The sequence below is a fragment of the Piscinibacter sp. XHJ-5 genome, from assembly GCF_029855045.1.
GTDB lineage: Bacteria > Pseudomonadota > Gammaproteobacteria > Burkholderiales > Burkholderiaceae_C > Albitalea.
The window spans coordinates 2,718,140-2,738,609 of the sequence record NZ_CP123228.1 but is presented as its reverse complement, the minus strand read 5'-3'; the positions used below and the strand labels follow the sequence as shown (position 1 = coordinate 2,738,609).

Genomic DNA, 20,470 nt, shown 5'->3' with positions numbered 1-20,470 from the left:
GTGAACGCATTGATTCGAGGACATCGACATGAGGATCCTTCCCCTGTGGTCGGCACTCCTTCTGCTGGCCATGGGCAGCACAGACGCCGCGCAAGCGCAGGCGCAAGCAGGGACGAACGACATGTGGCTGCGCGGAAACGCCGTGGCGACGCGCAACCGGGTGGATCGCGAGATCCGCCAAGCCAGAGACGATGGTGTCGTCAAGCGCTGGTCTCCGGTGGCAATCGAAATACCCTTGCCGAGGCGTCAGGCGGCGCCCGCTCCCGAGCTCGCGGTACCACCGCAGGCCGATCGCGGAGTCGCCCCGATGTCAGCGAGTTCAGCGCCATGACATGAATGTCCGTGCATTCGACACCGTCATCCGCGGGTGCCGCGACAACCGCGAGCCGCCGGGCACGTCGGCCGGGAAGCGGTGTGTGGTTCTTGGCTCATCCGAAGGTCAGAACGCGATCTGCGCCATCAGTCGCGCGCGCGACGGCCCTGTCGCTGCCAGCATGCGACACCGGATTCCACGCGCATGACCATTCGCCGCACCCTGTCGCTCCTTCTCGTGGCCGTGTGCCTGGCCGCGTTGCAGGATTGCGCCTCGCTGTCGCCCGTCGACAAAGTGGCGAGCGCTGCGATCGCGGCCAGCGCCGGCACCTCGCTGGGCCGCATCTCGACGCAGAGCCTGCCGGCCGGCGAGAGCGCCGGGTTCCGCGCCCTGCCGACCAGCGCACTGGCGATGGATGCGCGCCTTGCGCTCACCGCCCGGGCCGAGAGAACGCTGGACCTGCAGTACTACCTGGTGCAGGACGACGCCACCGGCCGCACGTGGATGCGCGAGGTGCGCAACGCCGCCGCCCGCGGCGTGCGGGTGCGCCTGCTCGTCGACGACCTGTACACCGCAGGCAGTTCGCGCCTGCTGCACGAGCTTTCGGCGCACGACAACGTCGAGGTGCGGGTATTCAACCCCTTCCCCGCCGGCCGCTCGCTGACGCTGACCCGCTGGGGCTTCTCGCTGCTCGACTTCGCGCGCATCAACCACCGGATGCACAACAAGCTGTTCATCGCCGACGGCGCCTTCGCCGTCGCTGGCGGACGCAACGTGGCCGACGAATACTTCTTCCGCAGCGAGACCGGCAACTTCATCGACTTCGACCTGCTGCTCGCCGGCGCCCCCGTCGACCGGCTCGCATCGATCTTCGACACGTACTGGAACAGCCCCTACGCGTACCCGCTTCACGCGCTGGAGCCCGCACCCATCGATTTGCCGCAGCTGCGCAGCGCTTTCGAGCGCCGGACCGCGTCGGCTGGTGCGGCTTTCGCGCCACTGCCGCCGGACACCCGCGACATGCTCGGCAACGCGCCGCTCAGCGTCGATCTCGCGCAACCACCGGTGCCGCTGCTGCACGGCGCCGTGCAGGTGTTCGCCGACGACCCGCAGAAGGTCACTGGTCGCAGCGAACGCGGCGACGACCCGGATACGGTCATCGCCGCGGCGGTCCGAGCCTGCGACGCGGCGACGTCCGAGCTCAAACTGGCCTCGCCCTACGTCGTGCCCGGCAAGATCGGCATGGACGCCTTGCGCCGGGCCCGCGCGCACGACGTGCGCACAACACTCATCACCAACTCGCTGGCCGCCAACGACGAGCCGTTCGCGAGCGCCGCATACGCGCGCTACCGCAAGGCGCTGCTGAGAATGGGCGTCGACATCTACGAGATGAGCGCGCGGCCGCCGGCCATGGCGAAGCGGCACGGCGTGCAGATCGCGGCGGTCGGGCGCTCGCACGCCAAGATCGCGGTGATCGACGCGCGCACCACCTTCATCGGCTCGATGAACATGGACTTCCGCTCGTCGCGGGAGAACACCGAACTGGGCGTGATGGTCGACTCCCCCGCGCTGGCCGCGCAGGTGTCAGGGCTGCTCGACGAGCTGCGCGACAGCGACACCTACCGGCTGCAGCTGGAGCAGCCCGGCGACCGAATCACATGGATCGAAACGGTCGATGGAGTCTCCACGGTGCACGACGACGAGCCCGAGGTGAGCCCCGCACGGCGACTGAAGCTCTTCCTGTTCTCGCCATTCGTGCCCGAAGGGCTGCTCTGACGATCGGTGCTCCAGTTCAGCGAGAACATCACCACCAGGTTCTTGAACCCATCGAGCAGCGCCGGCGAAGCGACGGGCGCGTGGTCGAAGAGTTCGATACGTTGCCGGGAACGCGCAGGAGAAAAGCGATGCGAAGCCAGCCCTTTGAGTTCCACGGCGAACCAGGCGTACCGCTCGTCGGCAGACTGGACCTCCCCGATGGCCCTCCGCATGCCTTTGCGATCTTTGCTCACTGCTTCACCTGCAGCAAGGATTCGTTGGCGGCGGTGCGCATTGCACGGGCCCTCTCTTCACAGGGCATCGGCGTCCTGCGCTTCGACTTCACGGGCCTTGGGCAAAGCGGCGGCGACTTTGCAGACAGCACCTTCAGCGGCAGCGTGCAGGACCTGCTTGCTGCGGCCTGCGCCATGTCCCGCGCCGGCATGACGCCCAAGCTGCTCATCGGCCACAGCCTGGGCGGCGCAGCGGTAGTGGCCGCCGCCAGCGATCTACCTTCGGTGACCGCCGTCGCAACCCTCGCCGCACCTTTCGATGTCCAGCACGTCACTCACCTGTTCGCTTCCGACCTGGCAACGCTCCTGGCCCAAGGCGAGGCGCAGGTGAACCTGGGTGGTCGTCCGTTCCGCATGCGCCGCAGCTTCATCGACGATCTGGCCAGGCACGACCAGGGGCAACGGATCGGCTCGCTTCGGAAGGCGCTGCTGGTCTTGCATGCGCCGATGGACACGACGGTGGACATCTCCAACGCCACGCGCATCTTTCAAGCCGCACACCATCCAAAGAGCTTCGTGTCACTGGATGATGCCAACCACCTCCTGACTCGCCCCGCTGACGCAGAGTACGCTGCCCAGGTCATCGCGGCGTGGGCTGCGCGCTATGTCGGCGGGGCGCCGGCACGCATGGCCAGCGAGCGCGGCGAGGTGGTGGTCGAGGAGACGGGGATCGGCAACTTCCAGGTGGAGGTACACGCCGGTTCCACCCACTTCCTGGCCGACGAACCTGCCGACATCGGTGGGCTTGGCTCGGGGCCGACGCCGTACGAGTTGCTGAGCGCAGGTCTGGGTGCGTGCACGGTCATGACGCTGCGCATGTACGCTCGACACAAGCGCTGGTCACTGGAGCGTGTGCGTGTCTGTGTAGGCCACACGCGGGACACCGGACAACCCCTACCCGACGCCTTCGTTCGGGAGATTGCCATCGAGGGGGAGCTCGATGCCACACAGCGTGCTCGACTCATCGAGATCGCCGAGCGCTGTCCCGTGCATCGTTCGCTTGAACACGGAGCCCGCATCACCACCCGAGAGGTTGGCGCGATCGGTGACTTGGCAGGCGTCGAGACCGCCGGACAGCACGCACAAGACCTCAGCAAGGAATTGGGGGGCGCATGAAGCAGCGCCGCGCCAGCGCTGCAGTTCGCGACCCGCGCCCGCCGCCATGACCCGCATTGGCCCACCACGACCCGACTCCCAAGGAAAAGCGATGACCATTTCAGAACACGACTTCCCCATCCTCGTGACCGGCGCCGCCGGTGCGATCGGCGCCATCGGCCGCAACGTCACCGAGATGCTGCTGGCCCAGGGCCACAAGGTGCGCGCCATGGTGCGACGAGAGGACACGCGCGCGGAAGACCTCCGCCGCCTCGGCGCCGAGGTGGTGGTGGGCGACCTGACCGACCTCGCCTCGGTGCACCGCGCCGTCGAGGGCTGCATGCGCATCTACTTCGGCATGTCGGTCTCCGCGGCTTATCTCGAGGCCACCGTCAACATCGCCGCGGTCGCCCGCCACCATGGCGTCGAAGCCTTCGTGAACATGTCGCAGATGACGGTCACGCAGATGAGCATCACCGAGACCACCGACAGTCCCCAGCACAAGCTGCACTGGCTCGCCGAGCAGGCGCTCTCGTGGTCCGGCCTGCCGGTTGTCACGATGCGGCCAACCGTATTCATGGAGGGCTTCTTCCAGGTGCTCGCCGCGGCGGGCGTGCGCGACAGCGATGCGCTCGTGCTGCCGCTCGGCGGTGGCCGCACCGCGCCCGTCTCCGCGGTGGACGTCGCGCGCGTCGTCGCCTTGGTGCTGGACGAGCCGGCTCCGCACATCGGTCGCACCTACAACCTCACGGGACCCGAGTCGGCCGACCTGACGCACTTCGCGAAGGTCTTCTCCGAGACGCTCGGGCGCACGATCACCTACCGCGACGTGCCGGTCGACGCCTGGACCGGCAAGTTGCGCGAGGCCGGCGTTCCGGCGTACCTGCTGGCCCACTTCGCCGCAATGGCGCGCTTGCATCAGCAGGGCCGCTACGACCGCATGACGGACGACTTCACGCGGCTGTCGGGTCGTGCGCCGACGAGCCTGCGCGAGTTCGTGCAGGCGCACGCCGCGGAATTCACGCGGCCCGCCACGACCGCCTAGGACGGTTGCTTACTCGGTTCAATGCGAAGTTGACCGACGCCGCAACGGCGGACGGCTTGACCTCGGTGGTTGGGATCAGTCGGCCTGCAATCCTTGGAGTACCAGCTCGACGTGCTGGCGGACGAAGCTTGCACCATCAGCGAGTGACCCGGAGGCAGCGCCATCGCCGTTCGTCTGCATCTGCAGGCACATCATGATGATGGGCGCGAGGGCGGAAAGCGCCACCACATCGGGATTCAGCGGACGGAACTCGCCGCGATTCATGCCCTTGCGAACCACCTCGCCGATTAGTGCACGTCCGGGCTCCATCACGGTGCGCAGCATGAGGTCCGGGACATCGGGGAATCGGCGGACGTCGGTCAACAGCATCCTGAACGCGCCGGCTCCGGCAGGTCCGGCCAGCTGCGACCACAACTCCGCCAGCACGCGATGAAGCACATCGGCGCTCGCGGCATTGGCATGGACAACCGGAAGCACCCCGGCAACGACTGTTTTCGAACGGGCCCGCGAAATCGCGGCCTTGAACAGCTCTTCCTTGCTGGGGTAGTAACGGTACAGAGTGCCCTTGGAGACTCCGGCCAGCTCCGCGATCTCCTCCGTGCGCGCGGCGGCGTATCCCTTCTCGCCGAACACCTCGCAAGCCGCGTCCAACAGCTCTGCGGGACGCGCGTGAGAACGCCGACGCCGGGTCGGGCGAGACGACCGGGAATCCTGGCTCATGACGGCTCAGTCCAGACCTTCGATCTCTTCGTCCAGCAGCGTCGGGCGCTGACTTCGGCCCCTCGCCCCAACCCGTGCGACCCCGACGCGCAGCTTGCCTCTCGCGTCCGCCGCTTCGGACAGATTCGATTCGAGCTGTTTGATCTCGCCCAGCACCCGCACGGCACCGTCGTAGTAGGCAGCGCCGTTTGCCGTGATCGTGACTCGCCGGGTGGTGCGATGGAGCAGCATCGTCTTGAGCTGTTTCTCCAGGCTCTGCACCAGGCGAGTCACCTTGGGCTTGGGCAGGCCGAGAGACTCGGCCGCCTTGGTGAAGGTGCCGACTTCAACGACCCGCACAAAGGCCTTCATCGCACTCAGCTTGTCCATGGTCTGTCGTCGCGCTTCCACCTGGACGCGTCGCCGGTTGGGCAGCAACCCGCTTGCGACGTTCCGCACCTCAGACCCCTGCGCCGGCCGCTTCCATGATCAGCTTCACCACCGGCTCGGGATGCGAAGCCATCACCGCATGCGAGGCGCCTTCGACGGCCACCGTGTGCCTGGAGTGTGCGCGCTCCGCCATGAATGGCTGCAGGGCGGGCGGGATCGCCTTGTCGCGCGTGCCGTAGATGAACCACGACGGAATGAACTTCCACGCCGGCGTCCCCGAGGGCTCGACCTGTGCGGCTGCGGTCAGGGGCCGCTGCGTGGCTGCAAGCAATGCCGCCGAGCGTGGCGGCACGTCGGCGGCGAAGCTCTCGCGATACTCCGATGGCTTGACGTAGAGATCGTAGTTGCCGTCGCTGAGCGGTACCGGCGGCAGCAATGCCGCGCCCAGCGTGCTGCCCGGGTACTTCGCGCTCAGGATGGCGAGACTTTCGCCGGCGTCAGGAGCGAAGGCCGCCACGTACACCAGCGCCTTCACGTTGGGTCTGCCAGTCGCGGCATTGGTGATGACGCTGCCGCCGTACGAGTGACCGACGAGCACGATCGGGCCAGGGATGCTGTCCACCAGGCTGGCGAGGTACGTGGCGTCGCTGTGCACTCCGCGCAGCGGGTTCGCTGCAGCAACCACCGGATAGCCCTTCGCGAGCAGACGGGCGACGACGGCTTCCCAGCTCGACGACTCGGCGAAGGCGCCATGCACCAGGACAATCGTGGGCTTGGCGCCGGTCGTGGCCTCCGTGGCTTCGGTCGATGCCGACAGCGCCGGTGCACTGGCCCAGGCCAGCCACACGGCCAGGGAGGAAGCGGCCGCCAGGGTGGCGAGGCGACGTCGGCGAGCAGGTTTCTGCATGAATGGTTCCTTGATGTGCAATGACGGGCCGCCGGTCGACGACGTGGCGCCCGGGCCGGGGGTGGACGGCCACTGGCCGCCGATGAATCACTCTATGAAAACGGACACGTGCCGAGCAAGACAGGGACGGTCAATACTTCATTGGCCGACTTGCAAAGATCGCGGCCGCGCTCAGCGCTTCTGGTATGGGTGGAAGATGTAGTCCTTGCCCTTCACTGCGACATGGCATGCATGTCCGCAGTCGGCGGTGGCTGGGTCGCTCGTCAACTTGCCGGTCGCGGCGTCATGTTTGAACAGCGCGTATCCCCAGCCACCGGTCTTCGGAAACCGTCTGCTGTCCTTCTCGATGACGAAAGCCTCCGTGAAGACGTCCGGCACCTCCACGTCGAAGGGGGCCTCCGTGCTCTTCTTCGGCTTCCACTGCAGCTTCACGATCCTGGAGCCCTCCGGGAAAGGCTGGCCGTTGCCTGGAACGCCGGCCTTGTAGGCCTCGATCATCGTCGGGTTGGCAACGATCACCTTGAGCACTTCATCGGTGCGGGCGGATGAGACCACCGCCCAGTCCTCGTAGCCCTTGAAGTCGGAGAACGCGATTCCGCTCGGCGACTTCAGCGAGTACTTGTCCTGCGCGTAGACGATCGTGACCAGGGCAGCCAGCACCGCTGTCGCCGTCGTGATCCTCATGATGTCCTTGGGTTTCAAGTGAGACTCCTTTCGGGTTGGATGGACAGGCTGTTCCCGGTGGTTGCTCATGAGACCTCACGCGCAGCATGCGGACCATTGCACGATGGTGTTGCCCGATACTTTGGTATGAGCTCGTCGTGCCTGAGCGGACATGGAGACGGTCGCTCGCGGCTACTGCGTCGCGCAGCCTGACGGCGCGCTGCGCAAGCGAACGGCCTATGCTTCGCGTACGTCTTTCGCGCGGGGAATGGTCTTGGATCGCATCGACGCGATGAAGGTGTTCGTGGCGGCACTCAACGCCGGCAGTCTCGCCGGCGCTGGACGCAAGCTGGGCAAGTCACCTGCTGCCGTGAGCCGCGCCATCGCATACCTCGAGGCGCATGTCGGCACGGAGCTGCTGCATCGCACGACGAGGTCGATCAAGCTCAGCGAGGCCGGCGAGCGCTACGCCGTCGCGTGCCGACGCATCCTCACCGATCTCGAGGAGGCTGAGATGGCCGCCGCGGGCGAACGATCGGCGCCGCGCGGCATGCTCACCATCACGGCGCCGGTCGCCGCCGTGTCGGTGCGGCTGGACATGCTCGACCGTCCAGCCCATCTGATCGACGAAGGCATCGACGTGGCGCTGCGGATCTCGCACCTCGCCGACTCCACGCTGGTTGCGCTGAGCGTGGGCGAGGTGCGGCGTGTCGTGGCGGCGGCGCCGCGCTATCTCGCCACCCACAAGCGCATCACGCAGCCCGCGGACCTCGCCGAGCACCAGATCATCGCGATGACGCACTTCGGCATCGACTCGTGGAGCTTTCCGCCCGCCGACGGGTCGGCGATCGCGCGAACGGTGCAGTTCACGCCGCGCTTCGTCAGTCTCTGCCTCCGGTTCATCGGCGTGTCGTGCTTGTGGCCGGTACCGCACTCTTCGCGAAGTCGCAAAACTGCATTGGCCGAGAGGCCACTTCTGCAGACCAGGCCCCGCCTCTAGATTCGTCTCATCGAAGGACATCGTCGTCCTCCGAGCATCCACCGAATCGAAAGGACTCGCCATGAACGCCCACAAGGTCACTCTCTCCATCGTTCTTGCCCTCGCGACCGGCACCGCCGCGCTTGCCCAGGAAGGCACCCGCGATTTCGACAACGCAACGGCGTCCGCTCGCACGCGTGCCGAGGTCAAGGCCGAGCTCGCACAGGCACGCGCTGCCGGCCAGCTCGACAACCGCGGCGAGGCCTACGGCGGCTTCTCGAATGAGCAGCTCGCTTCCACGCAGGCGCGGTCGCAGGTGCTGGCCGACCTCGACGTGGCGAGGCGTGCCGGCGAGCTGCAGACGCACAACCAGAGCTACGGCTCGTTCCAGGTCGGCGAGATCCGTTCGACGCGTTCGCGCGAGCAGGTGCAAAGCGAGACGGCCGCCGCCGTCGCGCGGGGCGCCCGCCTGAGCCAGGGTCAACGCAACGCGGTCTGAATGCAGCGTCCGGGCACCCGCCATTGGATAGAAAGCGGCACCTGTCCACAGCCGGATGCCGGCTGCAGCGGCGATGTCGAGACTTCGATGGCGGACATTCGCAGCTTCGAGGTGATGCATGAAGATGAACGACCTGGCCGTGGACTGGCCGCGGCAGTACGCCGCCACGGTGCCGATGCCGTTGCCGGCGAATGCGCCGCAGGCGGCGACCGCCGCGAGCGACAGCACCTTTGCCGCCTTGCTCGGCGCCTACCGCGCCGCCGGCGGCATCGCGCGAAAGGATGAGGTCCTGCGGCGAATTGCAGCGGCGCGCCCCCATGAGACGCGGCGCAGCAGCGACATGCCCGACAGGGACGGCTCGGTGAGCTTCTTCTGGAACGGCATCCAGTGGTGGCCGCTCTTCCAGTTCGACGGCGACATGCGCGTGCGTCCCGAGGTTGCGCGCATCGCACGCGAGCTCGCAGGGGTAATCGCGGACTGGGAGCTCGCGCTGTGGTTCGTCACGCCGAACGACTGGCTCGGCGACGCCCTCCCCATCGCCTGCGTATCGAGGCAACGCGACGCCACTTGGCGGGCGGCGCGCGCCGATCGCTTCATCGCGGTCGGATAGTGGAACGGTCTACCGCCCTGCGCGGGCTGGCCTACGCGCAGCTCTGCCGGCCGGACTGGTACGGCGGCCACGTGGCGTCCGTGACCCGCCTCGGCGCCCATCGCATGCTGCAGCTGCGCGAGGCCGCCCGCGACGGCATTCCGCTCACCGTATGGGTGTCGAGCGTGGCGATCGAAGCTGCCCGTTCGAGCGATTGGGCCCGGCTGCTCGATGTGCAGCCGTTGCCTGCCTTGTCGGTGCGGCTGCGCGGCCGTTTCGTCCGGCGCGACGCCGCGACCGAGCTGACCGCAGACATCCACTTTCCCGAGGACATCACCGTCCGACGCTGCAGCCCGCTTTCGGCGGGCGCGTGAAGCGAAGCCTCAGCGCACTGTCGGTGCGAGCCGGCGCATCGCGCGAGACGCCTCTGCCTGGCCGGCATCGATGGACCGCGCCGCTTGCAGCGCCTCGTCCTTTCGCATGCCCTGGGAGATGAGGTACCTGGCATAGGGGCCCACCTCGGGGACTTCGTTGACCACGGCTGCGGACGTGTCGCCGCAGCCGCATGCCTTGGCCTGGCCGGCGGGCGCGTGCATCGATGCGCAACCTTGCGCGAACGTGGCGGTCGATGTCAGCAAGGCGGCAACGGCGGCCCAGCCAGATGCATGGCGAAGGAAGAGTTGGCTCATGGTGATTCCTGTTGAAGAGATCGGCTTGTCTGCTGCCGCAGCGGCTCGATGTCATGAATCTAGTGACTGGTCATCCGAGGAGAAAGCGAGGTGCCGACAACAGTCAATTCCATGGAAGCAAGGAACCTTGCGGACCCGGCAGGCACGCCGGAGCGAGCGCTTTGACTGTTGCGACCGCTGCAACGCGTCGTTCGACCCCGCGTGCTTTTTCGTCGCGGCCTCAGTGCCTAAAGTGAAGCATCGATGCGCGAGAGAGCCCTTGTCGCTCATTGATGAAGAAGCGCAGCAGTGTCATGGGTCGCGCCGCGTTTTCACCCCCACGACTCATGAGTCATCATCAGGAACACAGCATGAACGTCCGACAACTCACCATCGCCCTCTCCTTCATCGCGGCCGCCGGCAGCGCGGCGGCCGTCGAAGCCGAGCAATGGAACCCGCCCCCCAGCACCGCGAGCCGTGCGGAGGTGCAGGCCGAACTGCGCCAGGCAGCGGCCAGCGGCGAGCTGGCGGCGCTGCAGGGTGAGGCCTACGGCAGCTTCGACTACCGCCATGTCCCGGCGACCACGCTCACCCGGGCGCAGGTCAAGCAGGACCTCGCGCGTGCGCGAGCCAATGGCGAGCTGCCTGTCGTCAACGAGGCGTACAGCGGCTTCATCGAGCCGCAAGCGCAGAGCACACGTGCCTACGCCGGCCGCAAGACCCAGAAGGACGCGAAGACGGGCGGCTGACAGGGTGCGGCAAAAGGGCGCGCCTTCGCGCGGCCCTCACGAAAGACCGGCGCCGCCCACGAGGATCGCGGCGGCGCCGGATGACGCAAACCTCTCAGTCGAAGTGCCGCACGTAGCGCAGCTCGAGGAAGTTCTTGCCGGGATTCGGATGCTTGATGCCCGCGTTGGAGAAGTGCTCGACGCGCAGCACGAGCTCGTTGTTCCTTCGCTCGCCGAAGGAGTAGCCGACGCCGGCGTGATCGCCGAAGTTGAACGAGGTGCTGAACCGACTCTCTCCGCCGCGATAGACGCTCGACGTGACGGTCGCTCCGATGCCGCCCTCCAGGAACCACCGTGAGCGACCTTCGTCGAGCCGATAGCGAAACACCGGGATCAGCGCGAGCTGCGTGAGGATGCCGGTTTCGGCCGGATAGCCTCCGCGGCTTTGCCAGCGACTGACCGAGGCCTCGACGTACATGCTCCAGCGCGGGCCCAGCGCGTCCCAGGGGACGTTCCAGATCGCTCCTCCGGTGCCCGATGTCACCTCGTCCGCAACGCCGAGCTGCGCGAAGAACGCATCGGGCTTGAGCGAAGAAACGCCGCCTTTTGCGAACAAGGGCTCATCGGCCCAGCTGCTCATGCAGATGGATGCCGTTGCAGCCGCAACGATGGCGCGCAAACGGCATGAGGCCGATACGGAAGAAGCTGCGAGATTCGAGAACCGCATGAAGACTCCGACGCTCTTGTGGAAGACGCAGTCACTGTCGCAATGAAGCGAACGAAGCGCCTCTGCCACATGGACTGCCTGCGCCTGCGACTGACGGCAGCTCAGACCAGGTCGCGTGCGGGCTTCCAGTCGTCCCATTCGTTGATGGCCCTGGATGCCTCTTGCTCGCTCCCCTGGGCAGGGCCTTGCTGCCCGAGCGCGTCGTCTTCCCTCACGAGGGACGGATCGCCGGTGGTGCGTTGCGCTTCATCGAGGGTCATGGTCGTTTCCTTTCAGACGCGAACACCAGTGCTCGCATCCAGCAAAGGTAGGCACCTCCCCTGGCCGGATAAAGGCCCGCTGGCGAAACACACTGTTCAGCGGTCGTGATGCAGATAGCTGGCTTGCCGCGGCAGGCGCAGGCTCACGACGAAGGCCATGACCATCATCGCGGTCACGTACCAATAGAAGGCCGACTCATGGCCCAGCGACTTCAGCGCGAGCGCAACGTATTCCGCCGAGCCGCCGAAGAGGGCGTTGGCGATCGCGTAGGCCAGACCCACACCGAGCGCGCGAACCTCCGGCGGAAAGAGCTCTGCCTTCACGATGCCGCTGATGGACGTGTAGAAGCTCACGATGGCCAGCGCCCCCAGGATCAGCGCGAAGTGCGCGTATGGACTGTCGACCGCATGGAGCGCGGTGAAGATGGGCACCGTGGCGAGCGCCCCGAGCCCGGTGAAGAGCAACATGCTGGTCCTTCGCCCGATGCGGTCCGACAGGGCGCCGAACGCGGGCTGAATGCACATGAACAGGAACAGGCATCCCGTCATGACGTGGCTGGCCGTCTTGATCGACAAGCCTGCGGAGTGAACCAGGTACTTCTGCATGTAGGTGGTGAAGGTATAGAAGATCAGTGAGCCGCCAGCGGTGTAGCCCAGCACGGTGAGGAAGGCCGCGCGGTGGTGACGCAGCAGCTGGGTCACGCTGCCCGCTGCCTTGTCGTCGCGCATCTTCGGCGCCGCGGTCTCGTGCAGCGTTCGCCGCAGCGCCATCGCGACCAGGGCCGTGGCCGCGCCGATGACGAACGGGATACGCCAACCCCAGGCCTTCAACTCGGCCTCGTCGAGCCACTGCTGCAGGGCCACCACGACCAGCACGGCGAGCAACTGGCCGCCGATCAACGTGACGTACTGGAACGACGAGAAGAAACCCCGCCGGCCGCGCAGCGCCACCTCGCTCATGTAGGTCGCGGTGGTGCCGTATTCACCCCCGACGGACAAGCCTTGCACCAGGCGCGCGACGAGCAGCAAGGCGGGCGACCAGGCGCCCAGGGTCGCGTAGGTCGGCAGGCAGGCAACCAGCAGCGATCCGGCGCACATCATCAGCACCGAGATCACCATGGCAGTCTTTCGGCCGCGCCGGTCGGCGATCCGCCCGAACATCCAGCCGCCGATCGGCCGCATCAGGAAGCCGGCGGCGAACACGCCAGCCGTGTTCAGCAGCTGGGCCGTGGCGTCCGACTTCGGGAAGAAGGCGGGCGCGAAGTAGACGGCGCAGAAAGCGTAGACGTAGAAGTCGAACCACTCGACCAGGTTGCCGGCGGATGCGGCCACGATGGCCAGGATGCGCTTGCGCTTTTCGTGGCTGGCGTAGTGCGATTCGAGGGATTGGGCGGCCAGGGCCATGTCGAGAGCTCCGTGTTGAGGGGACCGGCAGCCGTTCAGCACACCGATCGGCTCGACGGATGCCGCCACTTTCCCGGGTCGACGGACAAGCGTCATCGTTCCAAGGATGTCGGTCGAGGCGCGGCCTAGGTGCAGCGCTGCTGTCTTACCCAGGTTCGCTCGCCATGTCTGTCGTGCGGCCGATGACGAAGGAGCTGCGACAGCTCACATTCGCAACGTCCTCACGACCGGCCTCACCATGAAATCAGCTCCGTTCGCATTGGCCGGCTTCGCGCTGGCCGTCACCTCCGTCGCGCATGCACAGCCGACGAGCAACCTCACGCTGTACGGCATCGTCGATGCCTATGTCGAGGTCGCGCGCGGCGCCGCGACGCTGACCCGCACGCAATCGGGCGGCCAGTCCGGCTCGCGCTTCGGCATCAAGGGCCAGGAAAACCTGAGCGGCGGCCTGCGCGCGCTGTTCACGCTCGAGAGCGGCATCAACCTGGACGACGGCACCAACGGGCAGAACGCCTTCTGGGGCCGCCAGGCCTTCGTGGGTATCAGCGCCCCCTACGGCACGCTCACCCTCGGTCGCCAGTACGGCAGCGTCTACAGCGTCGCCACCGAATTCAGCGCGTTCAGCAACGTCCCTGTGGGCCCGAGCACCGGCGTGATCGGCGGCTTCGGGGCCTACGAGCCGGTGCGCGGCGGGACCACCACCACGGCGACGGGCAACGGCGGCCCGGCGCGGGTCAACAACTCGGTCAAGCTCGAGTCGGCTTCGTTCGGCGGGTTCAAGGCTGGCGTGCTGCTCGGCCTCGGCGAGTCGAGCGGTGCGACGACGCAGACCCGCGTGGCCGATGTCTACGGCCGCTACACCTCGGGGGCGATCGACGCCATGCTGTCGATCGTGGACGACCGCATCAACGACGGCCTCGGCGTGCGCACCGTCTCCGCCGGCGGCGCCTATGCCCACGACAACTGGCGTGCGATGGCCGGCGTGATCTCGGTCAACGACCGAACGGACGCCAATGCCGACGGCATCGGCTGGTGGCTCGGCGGCGACTACCGCGTGCGCACCAACCTGTTTCGCGCGCAGTTCCTGGTCAACAAGCAGAAGCACGATGACGGGAAGACGCAGGCGTTCGGGGTCGGCTATCAATACGACCTCTCGAAGAGAACGAACCTCTACACGGCGGCGACGCGGTTCAGGAACGAAGGGACGCACTACGCTGCCCGCTGGTCGAGCAGCTTGCCGGCCGGACTGACGACCGCCGCGGACCGCAACATCACGCAACTGGCTGTCGGCGTGCGGCACATGTTCTGAGGTCGGGGTTTGCTGCGCCGAGCGCAGCGAACCCCAACGGTCGCTTCACACCAGGTTGATCGCCACCGGGATGTCCCGCATGGCCTTCGAGTACGGGCACGTCTGATGCGCCGTCTCGACCAGCGTCTGGGCCACGTCGCGCGGCAACCCCGGCACGCTGACGTTGAGGCGGGCCTGCAGCGAATACCCGTCATCGCCCAGACAAAGGTCCACCTCGGCATCGATCGCCGTGCCGGCGGGCATCGCGACCTTCATCTTGCCGGCGGCCAGTCCCATCGCACCCTGGAAGCAGGCGGACCAGCCTGCGGCCAGGAGCTGTTCCGGGTTGGTCCCGTCGCCCGGTTTGCCGGGCACGGTGTGGGTAACGTCGAGGCGACCGTCGTCGCTGCGCGACACGCCGCCGTCGCGGTCGCCGGCGGTGTGGACACGGGCTGTGTAGAGGACCTTCTTGGCTCTCAGTTGTGCGGACACGATGTGCTCCTGTCAAAAAGAAGAATGGGGAGAGATGAAGTCGAACGGTGAGGATGCAGTGACTACTTCCCGTACTCCGCCGCGTAGCGGCCCAGGCGCCGTTCCACATCGCCGGGTTTCTGGAGTCCTTTGTCGAGCAAGGCCTTCAGCCTCGCTTGCGCCGCGGGCCGCTGCACCGACGCGATGAACGCGTCCCGGCTCGCCTGGAGCTCGGCGTCCGGCGGCAGCGTCGCTGCATTCACCAGCTTCTTGGTGTCGACGATCGCCTGGCGATCGAACGACGCGATGCGCGTCGCCAGGTCGTCGCGCTGGACACGCCGAACGCAACGAGGGGAGCCGCCAGCGCCAGCGCCTTGATCGCGCGGAGCGCCGTCTGAGTCGCCGCGCCGTGTTCCTGCACGGCGATCTTGTGGGATCGGGTCATGGTCGTTTCCTCGCTCAGGGAGGTTGGGGAGCCGACTGTCGGCGCCCCGCGACAGAGGCGCATCCGGCCTTGGTCACAGGCTTGCATCCGCCCGTTGACGTGGCGATGGCTCGACGCGAGGAGTAGTGCTTAGGTATCGGGCGATACCAACGTGCAATGGATCGGCCTCGCCGATTGCTGTGAGATCGCATCCCGCTGCCACCGCTTCGCAAGCGTGGCAACAGCCGCTCACCTCATACCCAGCCCTGTGGAGAACCCGATGAACGTCACCGCACCTCGCCGCTCGAACATCCTTGTCATGCAAGACGATCCGCTGCTGTGCGCCGGTCTCGTCGCAGCCCTGCGCCAGCACCCGGCCTTCGAGATCTACGTGGACGGCGTCGATGTCATGGACCCGGACGGGCTGCGGATCGATGTCGTCATCGCCGACTACAGCCACGCGATGGCTCTCGCGGATGCAGCGGTCCGCGCATCGTGCCGGCCGCTGGCGGCAGCCCGGATCCTGGCCTTGACACCCAACGATCGCGAAGCGGACATCCGCAGGGCCATCGAGGCGGGCATCCACGGCTATCTGCTGCTCGGCGGATCGCTCAGCGAGCTCGTCGAAGGCGTGACGACGGTGGCCAGCGGCGTGCGCTACCTGTGCCGGTCGGTGGCACAACGCATGGCCGACAGCTTGACCCGGGCCTCACTGACGTCGCGCGAGGTCGAGGTGCTGCGGCTCGTGGTCACCGGCGAATCGAACAAGGCGATCGCCCGGCATCTGCAGATCGAGGTAGGCACGGTCAAGTCGCACATGAGCGCCATCATGACCAAGCTCGGTGCCACGTCGCGCACGCAGGCCGCAGGGATCGCCGCCACGCGCGGCCTGGTGGAGGAGCGCATGCCTGCCCTGCCCGTGCCGCCCGCCTTGCGCATGGCCGGGATGCAGCCACAGGCACAGCACGCGTGAGCGAGGGAGCGACATGTCGAGCAGCGAAGCATCGCGCCCGAACAGCGACTGGGCGAGCTGGGCATCAGGCTGCCCGAGCCACCGCAACCGTGCAGACGGGCCAACTGCTCTTTCTCACCGGCATGCTGCCGACCGGAGGCCGCGAGGCCAGGTTCATCGGGCGCCTCGGCGCGGAGATCGACGTCCATGCCGGCCGCAAGGCAGCCCGTCTCGCGGCATGCAACGCGCTCGCCGTGGCACGGCAGCACCTGGGTTCGCTCGACAGGATCAGGCGCGTTGTCCGCCGGGGAGTGTCAATGGTCACGGCAGGCGACTTCAGGGACCATCCCAAGGTCGCCGACGGAGCTTCGGAGCTGCTGCAGGACGTCTTCGGGCCGGACAGGAGTCACAGCCGCCTGGTGCTGGGCGTGTCGCAAGCCTGCCGCTCGGCGCGGCGGTTGAACTGGAGCTCATCTTCGAAGTGTCCGCATGACCCCGGCGCCGCACCGGCCCGGGGTCGGCCTGAGCGCCGGCCCCGCCGCCCGTCAACTCACCAGGGCGCTCTCCTTCACGCGCAGTCGCTCGGCCGTCGCGGACACGCGGCGCCCGAACAGGCGTGCCGTTTCGATGTCTCCGCGGACGATTTCGTCGGGGCCGGCGTCGGCAGGCGTCGTCGCCGCAAGGCCGGAGAAAGTGGCCACGTAGTTGAGATCGTCGCGCTTCGAGCTCTTGTTGTTGCTCGGCATCATGCCGGTGCCCACCCACAGCATCCCGTGCTGCTGGGCCATGGTGAACAGGACGCCCAGCGTCGACGCCTTGTCTCCATTCATCCCGGCAGAGTTCGTGAAGCCGGCGGCCAGCTTGTCCTTCCATCCCATCGCAGCCCAGACCTTCGACGACTCGTCGATGAACTTCTTGAACTGCCAGCTGACGTTGCCGATGTAGGTCGGTGACCCGAAGACGATGGCATCGGCCGCGGCCAGTTGATCCCAGCCGCCCACCGGAAGGTTCCCGGCTTCGTCGATGCGAAGCAGCCCGGCTCGGGCCCCGGAGGCGACGGCTTCGGCAATCTTTTCGGTGTGACCATAGCCGCTGAAGTAGACGACGACGATGTTGCTCGACATGCGCATTCCTCGTGTTGAATGAAAGGATGATCAGTGACCGAAGCCACCATCCGCTGGTGCTCTTTGGTGAAGGGAACTTTGGCGCGCGGCCGGCAAGCGCGCATCAGACACCAGCCGGTGGCCGGGATATCGCTTAGGTCGCAGTGCAGGGTGACCGCGCCGGCAGGGCGCGAGCCCGCTCCGCGGACCGGCGGACCAGCCCACGGTCGCTCGGCTTCAAGTCGGCATGGCCTTCGAAGACGCGTGCGGCCCAGTCGATGAAGACGCGCACCTTCGCGCTGAGAAAGCGGTTCGGCGGATAGATGACGTAGACGGGGATGCTCGCGGCCCGCCAGTTCTCCAGCACCGCGACCAGCCTGCCGTCCAGCAGGGCCTCGCGCACGGCATACGTAGGCGCCTGGATCAGTCCCAGGCCTGCCAAGCCGGCGGCCACGTACGCCTGGATGTCGTTCACCCACAGGCTGTGCGCCGGCGCGATCTCCAGCGGACCCGCATCCGTCGCGAAGCGGAATGGAACCGGCTGACCAGTATGCGCCGAGTACATCCGGACAGCGGCACTCGCCCGGAGATCGCGCGGTGTCGCGGGCACGCCGTGGGAACGCAGGAACTGCGGGCTGGCGCATGTGGCGAGCTGAAGCTCGCCGATGCGACGTGCGACGAGGAACTGCTCGGTCACCTCGCCAATGCGAATGGCACAGTCGACGCCGTCCGCGATGAGGTTGGATCGGCGGTTGCCGATCCTCATCTGCAGCTCCACGCCGGGATAGGCGTCATGGAACTGCGCCAATGCCGGCACGATGACCATCGTGCCGATGGCGGCCGCGCATTCGACGCGCAAGCGACCGGACGGTGTCGCGGCGGATTCCTTCGCGGATGAATCCACGTCCGCGAGTTCCGCAAGCAACCTGACCGCGCGTTCGTAATAGGTCTCGCCTTCGGCGGTGAGCGCCATGAAGCGTGTCGAACGCTGGAGCAGGCGGACCTGCAGATGGCCCTCCAGGCCCTGGATCAGGCGCGTGACCGTCGGCGTGCGCACCTTCAGGGCGCGAGCGGCCTTCGTGAAGTTGCCCGCCTCCACCACATGCACGAAGGCGCGCATCGCGACGAGCTGATCCATCGGCTCGCGCCTATTCGAGGCGACCTGCCACGACCCGGCACTTCACCGGCGCATGGAACTCACGCCCGATCACGGTACGCGCGTAGAAGTAGTTCACGCGGGCCCGGTCCCCGAGGTTGTCGATGTCGACGTGCCCGTCGGCATCGCAGGGGAAGGCATAACCGTGACCCGGATTGAAGAGCCCGTCAAACCGAAGCTCGTAGCTGATTTCTGGTGACATGGCAGACCTCCTTGGAAGACGCGAGGCCATCACACCAGAAGCAGGGATGCGAATCGATTGCACGATGGTATCGGCGATACCTTCGGACTACACGGCACGGCTCAAGCGCCATGCTTCGATCGGCCGGAAGACGGATGCCCGCCTGCCGCGGGACGCGAACAATGGCACCCGAGGTGACGTCATGTCCGTCGCAACACGCTTCGATCGGTATTCCCGCGTGCGGCTGCTCGCCGGCCCGACACCCATTCAGCGCCTGCATCGTGTCGAGGCTGCGCTGGGCCCCGCGATCAACGGCACGCGGCTGTTCGTCAAGCGCGACGATGCCACCGGTCTCGGCGGCGGAGGCGGCAAGCTGCGCAAGCTCGAGTTCCTCCTCGCAGAGGCACTCGACCAGGGTGCCGACACCCTCATCGCCACCGGCCCGCGCCAGTCGAACAGTGCAAGGCTGGCCGCCGCGGCAGCAGCCAGCATCGGTCTGCGCTGCGAACTTGGGCTGCGTCCGCTCACCGACGGCGACGCCATCGACTACCGGGAGAGCGGCAACCCGCTGCTGGCCGATCTGTTCGGCGCGACCATCCATGCGCTGGACGATGCCGGGGCCGTCGGCAGCTTCGTGGCGGAACGCCAGAAAGCACTCGCAGCCGACGGCCGCGTCGGCTACGTGCTGCCGTTCGGCGCAAGCTCTGCCAGATCGAGTCTGGGCTACGCCGAGTGCGCCCTCGAGATCGCCGACCAGGAGCATGCGCTGGGGATCCGCTTCGACAGGGTGGTCGTGGCCAACGGCAGCGCGGGGACGCAGGCCGGGCTCGTGGCCGGCTTCGCGCTGCTCGATCGGCACGCGCTGGTTCACGGCTTCGCCGTGTTCGCCAACCCGGCGGCGGCGCACGCGAACACGCTGGAGCTGGCCCGAGGCGCTCATGCGCTGCTGGCGGCAGGTGGCGAGGTGGGCGTGGACGACGTCATCGTGAGCGATGCGCGCGGCCCGGGATATGGCGAGGTCACGCCCGAGGCCATCGACGCCATCCGCATCCTGGCCGCAAACGAAGGCCTGCTGCTCGACCCCGTCTACTCGGGCAAGGCCTTCGCCGGGCTGCTGAGCCAGGTCAGGCACGGGGACCTCGCGGACGAGGAGAACATCCTGTTCATCATGACCGGCGGCACGCCTGCGCTGTTCGCGTACCGGGAAGCGCTGTCCGTTCCGCCTGCAGCCTGTTGACGCTCAGGCCCGCACCAATACCAAAGCATCGTTGAAGCGTCGCGACTGTTCGCCGACATTGTTGTCAATGCGACAGGCGCAGAAGGAGGACATCATGAGACTACCCACCCGGACGCTTCCAGTGCTGGCATTCGCGGCGCTGGCCGCTGGATGCAGTGTCGAAGGAACGACCCGGCTGACCGGCGGTGGAACGCTTCCCTCGGCCGGCGGTGCTCAAAGCGCCGTCGTCACCGTCAATGCGGATACGTGCGCGAGCAGCCCCAAGGGGCGCGTCACCTATGCCGACCGCAGCTCGGTGGAGTTCGAGAAGGTTGGGGGCGTGTCGTTCCGAGCCGATGTGGTCAAGGCCGGGATGTGCGCCGGTGCACCTCCCAACGGCCTTTTCAGCTTCGAATGCAACTGCCCGCTTTCTCCGGCGGTGGTGGCGGACTACACGTCGACCAATCCCGCGGCCCCGGGGTCAGGCAAGCTCTACGCCTGTTTCACAGCGATCAAGGACGACACCAAGCAAGGCAGCGACAAGCACGTCGTTCGTGTGGATGAGCTTCGCCTGGTGGGAGGCCCGTTCGACAACTACATCAACAAAGGGATCATGGACGGCAACGTCCAGACGCAAGCGTGCAAGTCCTAGCAGGATCGAGGAG

The 20,470-nt window shown here is 67.0% G+C and carries 26 protein-coding genes; 12 read left to right on the top strand and 14 right to left on the bottom strand.

What is annotated here, in order from left to right; genetic code table 11:
- The first annotated feature begins 517 nt into the window (after positions 1-517).
- The 3 genes from P7V53_RS12830 to P7V53_RS12820 all read left to right on the top strand — a co-directional run bounded on the left by P7V53_RS12830 (position 518) and on the right by P7V53_RS12820 (position 4,501).
- Entirely contained in the window at positions 518-2,089 is a 1,572-nt protein-coding gene (locus tag P7V53_RS12830; RefSeq protein ID WP_280155860.1) for a phospholipase D family protein, read from the top strand.
- A gap of 128 nt (positions 2,090-2,217) precedes the next feature.
- Positions 2,218-3,477: a bifunctional alpha/beta hydrolase/OsmC family protein gene (locus P7V53_RS12825; RefSeq protein ID WP_280155859.1), complete on the top strand. Its 1,260-nt coding sequence runs from the start codon at positions 2,218-2,220 to the stop codon at positions 3,475-3,477.
- 91 nt (positions 3,478-3,568) lie between these two features.
- Positions 3,569-4,501 carry an NAD(P)H-binding protein gene (locus P7V53_RS12820; RefSeq protein WP_280155858.1) on the top strand — a complete coding sequence of 311 codons (933 nt, stop codon included), beginning with the start codon at positions 3,569-3,571 and terminating at the stop codon, positions 4,499-4,501.
- Positions 4,502-4,576: 75 nt separating this feature from the next.
- Here the strand turns inward: P7V53_RS12820 and P7V53_RS12815 are convergent, their stop codons facing one another.
- From P7V53_RS12815 to P7V53_RS12800, 4 genes are all read right to left on the bottom strand, one after another.
- Positions 4,577-5,221: a helix-turn-helix domain-containing protein gene (locus P7V53_RS12815; protein WP_280155857.1), complete on the bottom strand. Its 645-nt coding sequence runs from the start codon at positions 5,219-5,221 to the stop codon at positions 4,577-4,579.
- 6 nt (positions 5,222-5,227) lie between these two features.
- On the bottom strand, positions 5,228-5,590 hold the full coding sequence (locus P7V53_RS12810; RefSeq protein ID WP_280155856.1) for a LysR family transcriptional regulator: 363 nt from the start codon (positions 5,588-5,590) through the stop codon (positions 5,228-5,230).
- A 70-nt stretch (positions 5,591-5,660) separates the two neighbouring features.
- Positions 5,661-6,497 (bottom strand): alpha/beta hydrolase, encoded by an 837-nt coding sequence (locus P7V53_RS12805; RefSeq protein ID WP_280155855.1) that lies wholly within the window; start codon positions 6,495-6,497, stop codon positions 5,661-5,663.
- 171 nt (positions 6,498-6,668) lie between these two features.
- Complete coding sequence (locus P7V53_RS12800) at positions 6,669-7,199, bottom strand: cytochrome P460 family protein (RefSeq protein ID WP_280155854.1); 531 nt, start codon at positions 7,197-7,199, stop codon at positions 6,669-6,671.
- Positions 7,200-7,434: 235 nt separating this feature from the next.
- On the opposite strand from P7V53_RS12800, the gene P7V53_RS12795 reads away from it, so the two are divergent.
- From P7V53_RS12795 to P7V53_RS12780, 4 genes are all read left to right on the top strand, one after another.
- Positions 7,435-8,160 (top strand): LysR family transcriptional regulator, encoded by a 726-nt coding sequence (locus P7V53_RS12795; RefSeq protein ID WP_280155853.1) that lies wholly within the window; start codon positions 7,435-7,437, stop codon positions 8,158-8,160.
- 61 nt (positions 8,161-8,221) lie between these two features.
- Entirely contained in the window at positions 8,222-8,638 is a 417-nt protein-coding gene (locus P7V53_RS12790; RefSeq protein ID WP_280155852.1) for a DUF4148 domain-containing protein, read from the top strand.
- 118 nt (positions 8,639-8,756) lie between these two features.
- The gene (locus P7V53_RS12785; RefSeq protein WP_280155851.1) at positions 8,757-9,248 is read left to right on the top strand and encodes a hypothetical protein; all 492 of its coding nucleotides are present in this window, start codon (positions 8,757-8,759) and stop codon (positions 9,246-9,248) included.
- 104 nt (positions 9,249-9,352) lie between these two features.
- Positions 9,353-9,601 (top strand): hypothetical protein, encoded by a 249-nt coding sequence (locus P7V53_RS12780; RefSeq protein ID WP_280155850.1) that lies wholly within the window; start codon positions 9,353-9,355, stop codon positions 9,599-9,601.
- 9 nt (positions 9,602-9,610) lie between these two features.
- Here P7V53_RS12780 and P7V53_RS12775 read toward each other — a convergent pair whose 3' ends face one another.
- Positions 9,611-9,916, bottom strand: a complete 306-nt coding sequence (locus P7V53_RS12775) for a hypothetical protein (RefSeq protein WP_280155849.1) — start codon at positions 9,914-9,916, stop codon at positions 9,611-9,613.
- Positions 9,917-10,266: 350 nt separating this feature from the next.
- Between P7V53_RS12775 and P7V53_RS12770 the strand changes: the two genes are divergently transcribed.
- Complete coding sequence (locus P7V53_RS12770) at positions 10,267-10,644, top strand: DUF4148 domain-containing protein (protein ID WP_280155848.1); 378 nt, start codon at positions 10,267-10,269, stop codon at positions 10,642-10,644.
- Between the two features lie 94 nt (positions 10,645-10,738).
- Here the strand turns inward: P7V53_RS12770 and P7V53_RS12765 are convergent, their stop codons facing one another.
- The 3 genes from P7V53_RS12765 to P7V53_RS12755 form a co-directional block, all read right to left on the bottom strand.
- Positions 10,739-11,263 (bottom strand): acyloxyacyl hydrolase, encoded by a 525-nt coding sequence (locus tag P7V53_RS12765; RefSeq protein ID WP_280155847.1) that lies wholly within the window; start codon positions 11,261-11,263, stop codon positions 10,739-10,741.
- Positions 11,264-11,451: 188 nt separating this feature from the next.
- A complete protein-coding gene (locus P7V53_RS12760) occupies positions 11,452-11,610 on the bottom strand; it encodes a hypothetical protein (protein ID WP_280155846.1) in 159 nt (52 codons plus the stop codon).
- Between the two features lie 96 nt (positions 11,611-11,706).
- On the bottom strand, positions 11,707-13,014 hold the full coding sequence (locus P7V53_RS12755) for an MFS family transporter (RefSeq protein WP_280155845.1): 1,308 nt from the start codon (positions 13,012-13,014) through the stop codon (positions 11,707-11,709).
- Between the two features lie 238 nt (positions 13,015-13,252).
- Between P7V53_RS12755 and P7V53_RS12750 the strand changes: the two genes are divergently transcribed.
- Entirely contained in the window at positions 13,253-14,323 is a 1,071-nt protein-coding gene (locus P7V53_RS12750) for a porin (protein ID WP_280155844.1), read from the top strand.
- Positions 14,324-14,368: 45 nt separating this feature from the next.
- Here P7V53_RS12750 and P7V53_RS12745 read toward each other — a convergent pair whose 3' ends face one another.
- The 3 genes from P7V53_RS12745 to P7V53_RS12735 form a co-directional block, all read right to left on the bottom strand.
- Positions 14,369-14,794 (bottom strand): organic hydroperoxide resistance protein, encoded by a 426-nt coding sequence (locus P7V53_RS12745; RefSeq protein ID WP_280155843.1) that lies wholly within the window; start codon positions 14,792-14,794, stop codon positions 14,369-14,371.
- A gap of 62 nt (positions 14,795-14,856) precedes the next feature.
- Complete coding sequence (locus tag P7V53_RS12740) at positions 14,857-15,036, bottom strand: hypothetical protein (RefSeq protein WP_280155842.1); 180 nt, start codon at positions 15,034-15,036, stop codon at positions 14,857-14,859.
- On the bottom strand, positions 15,033-15,218 hold the full coding sequence (locus P7V53_RS12735) for a hypothetical protein (RefSeq protein WP_280155841.1): 186 nt from the start codon (positions 15,216-15,218) through the stop codon (positions 15,033-15,035). Before P7V53_RS12735 ends, P7V53_RS12740 begins: the two co-directional genes overlap by 4 nt.
- A 259-nt stretch (positions 15,219-15,477) precedes the next feature.
- On the opposite strand from P7V53_RS12735, the gene P7V53_RS12730 reads away from it, so the two are divergent.
- Positions 15,478-16,170, top strand: coding sequence for a response regulator transcription factor (locus tag P7V53_RS12730; protein ID WP_280155840.1), 693 nt, complete (start codon positions 15,478-15,480; stop codon positions 16,168-16,170).
- A gap of 524 nt (positions 16,171-16,694) precedes the next feature.
- Here the strand turns inward: P7V53_RS12730 and P7V53_RS12725 are convergent.
- The 3 genes from P7V53_RS12725 to P7V53_RS12715 form a co-directional block, all read right to left on the bottom strand.
- Entirely contained in the window at positions 16,695-17,273 is a 579-nt protein-coding gene (locus P7V53_RS12725; RefSeq protein ID WP_280155839.1) for a flavodoxin family protein, read from the bottom strand.
- A 133-nt stretch (positions 17,274-17,406) separates the two neighbouring features.
- Positions 17,407-18,390 carry a LysR substrate-binding domain-containing protein gene (locus tag P7V53_RS12720; protein ID WP_280155838.1) on the bottom strand — a complete coding sequence of 328 codons (984 nt, stop codon included), beginning with the start codon at positions 18,388-18,390 and terminating at the stop codon, positions 17,407-17,409.
- A 10-nt stretch (positions 18,391-18,400) separates the two neighbouring features.
- Entirely contained in the window at positions 18,401-18,610 is a 210-nt protein-coding gene (locus P7V53_RS12715) for a hypothetical protein (protein WP_280155837.1), read from the bottom strand.
- 181 nt (positions 18,611-18,791) lie between these two features.
- On the opposite strand from P7V53_RS12715, the gene P7V53_RS12710 reads away from it, so the two are divergent.
- Positions 18,792-19,826, top strand: coding sequence for a D-cysteine desulfhydrase family protein (locus P7V53_RS12710; protein WP_280155836.1), 1,035 nt, complete (start codon positions 18,792-18,794; stop codon positions 19,824-19,826).
- Positions 19,827-19,920: 94 nt separating this feature from the next.
- Positions 19,921-20,457, top strand: a complete 537-nt coding sequence (locus P7V53_RS12705; protein WP_280155835.1) for a hypothetical protein — start codon at positions 19,921-19,923, stop codon at positions 20,455-20,457.
- Positions 20,458-20,470: the final 13 nt, after the last annotated feature.

Excerpts from the sequence above, each read along its gene's own strand:
- P7V53_RS12830 (WP_280155860.1), top strand. The coding sequence starts at position 518 with ATGACCATTCGCCGCACCCTGTCGCTCCTTCTCGTGGCCGTGTGCCTG.
- P7V53_RS12825 (WP_280155859.1), top strand. The coding sequence starts at position 2,218 with ATGCGAAGCCAGCCCTTTGAGTTCCACGGCGAACCAGGCGTACCGCTC.
- P7V53_RS12820 (WP_280155858.1), top strand. The coding sequence starts at position 3,569 with ATGACCATTTCAGAACACGACTTCCCCATCCTCGTGACCGGCGCCGCC.
- P7V53_RS12815 (WP_280155857.1), bottom strand. The coding sequence starts at position 5,221 with ATGAGCCAGGATTCCCGGTCGTCTCGCCCGACCCGGCGTCGGCGTTCT.
- P7V53_RS12810 (WP_280155856.1), bottom strand. The coding sequence starts at position 5,590 with ATGGACAAGCTGAGTGCGATGAAGGCCTTTGTGCGGGTCGTTGAAGTC.
- P7V53_RS12805 (WP_280155855.1), bottom strand. The coding sequence starts at position 6,497 with ATGCAGAAACCTGCTCGCCGACGTCGCCTCGCCACCCTGGCGGCCGCT.
- P7V53_RS12790 (WP_280155852.1), top strand. The coding sequence starts at position 8,222 with ATGAACGCCCACAAGGTCACTCTCTCCATCGTTCTTGCCCTCGCGACC.
- P7V53_RS12785 (WP_280155851.1), top strand. The coding sequence starts at position 8,757 with ATGAAGATGAACGACCTGGCCGTGGACTGGCCGCGGCAGTACGCCGCC.
- P7V53_RS12780 (WP_280155850.1), top strand. The coding sequence starts at position 9,353 with ATGCTGCAGCTGCGCGAGGCCGCCCGCGACGGCATTCCGCTCACCGTA.
- P7V53_RS12775 (WP_280155849.1), bottom strand. The coding sequence starts at position 9,916 with ATGAGCCAACTCTTCCTTCGCCATGCATCTGGCTGGGCCGCCGTTGCC.
- P7V53_RS12770 (WP_280155848.1), top strand. The coding sequence starts at position 10,267 with ATGAACGTCCGACAACTCACCATCGCCCTCTCCTTCATCGCGGCCGCC.
- P7V53_RS12765 (WP_280155847.1), bottom strand. The coding sequence starts at position 11,263 with ATGAGCAGCTGGGCCGATGAGCCCTTGTTCGCAAAAGGCGGCGTTTCT.
- P7V53_RS12760 (WP_280155846.1), bottom strand. The coding sequence starts at position 11,610 with ATGACCCTCGATGAAGCGCAACGCACCACCGGCGATCCGTCCCTCGTG.
- P7V53_RS12755 (WP_280155845.1), bottom strand. The coding sequence starts at position 13,014 with ATGGCCCTGGCCGCCCAATCCCTCGAATCGCACTACGCCAGCCACGAA.
- P7V53_RS12750 (WP_280155844.1), top strand. The coding sequence starts at position 13,253 with ATGAAATCAGCTCCGTTCGCATTGGCCGGCTTCGCGCTGGCCGTCACC.
- P7V53_RS12735 (WP_280155841.1), bottom strand. The coding sequence starts at position 15,218 with ATGACCCGATCCCACAAGATCGCCGTGCAGGAACACGGCGCGGCGACT.
- P7V53_RS12730 (WP_280155840.1), top strand. The coding sequence starts at position 15,478 with ATGAACGTCACCGCACCTCGCCGCTCGAACATCCTTGTCATGCAAGAC.
- P7V53_RS12725 (WP_280155839.1), bottom strand. The coding sequence starts at position 17,273 with ATGTCGAGCAACATCGTCGTCGTCTACTTCAGCGGCTATGGTCACACC.
- P7V53_RS12720 (WP_280155838.1), bottom strand. The coding sequence starts at position 18,390 with ATGGATCAGCTCGTCGCGATGCGCGCCTTCGTGCATGTGGTGGAGGCG.
- P7V53_RS12715 (WP_280155837.1), bottom strand. The coding sequence starts at position 18,610 with ATGTCACCAGAAATCAGCTACGAGCTTCGGTTTGACGGGCTCTTCAAT.
- P7V53_RS12710 (WP_280155836.1), top strand. The coding sequence starts at position 18,792 with ATGTCCGTCGCAACACGCTTCGATCGGTATTCCCGCGTGCGGCTGCTC.
- P7V53_RS12705 (WP_280155835.1), top strand. The coding sequence starts at position 19,921 with ATGAGACTACCCACCCGGACGCTTCCAGTGCTGGCATTCGCGGCGCTG.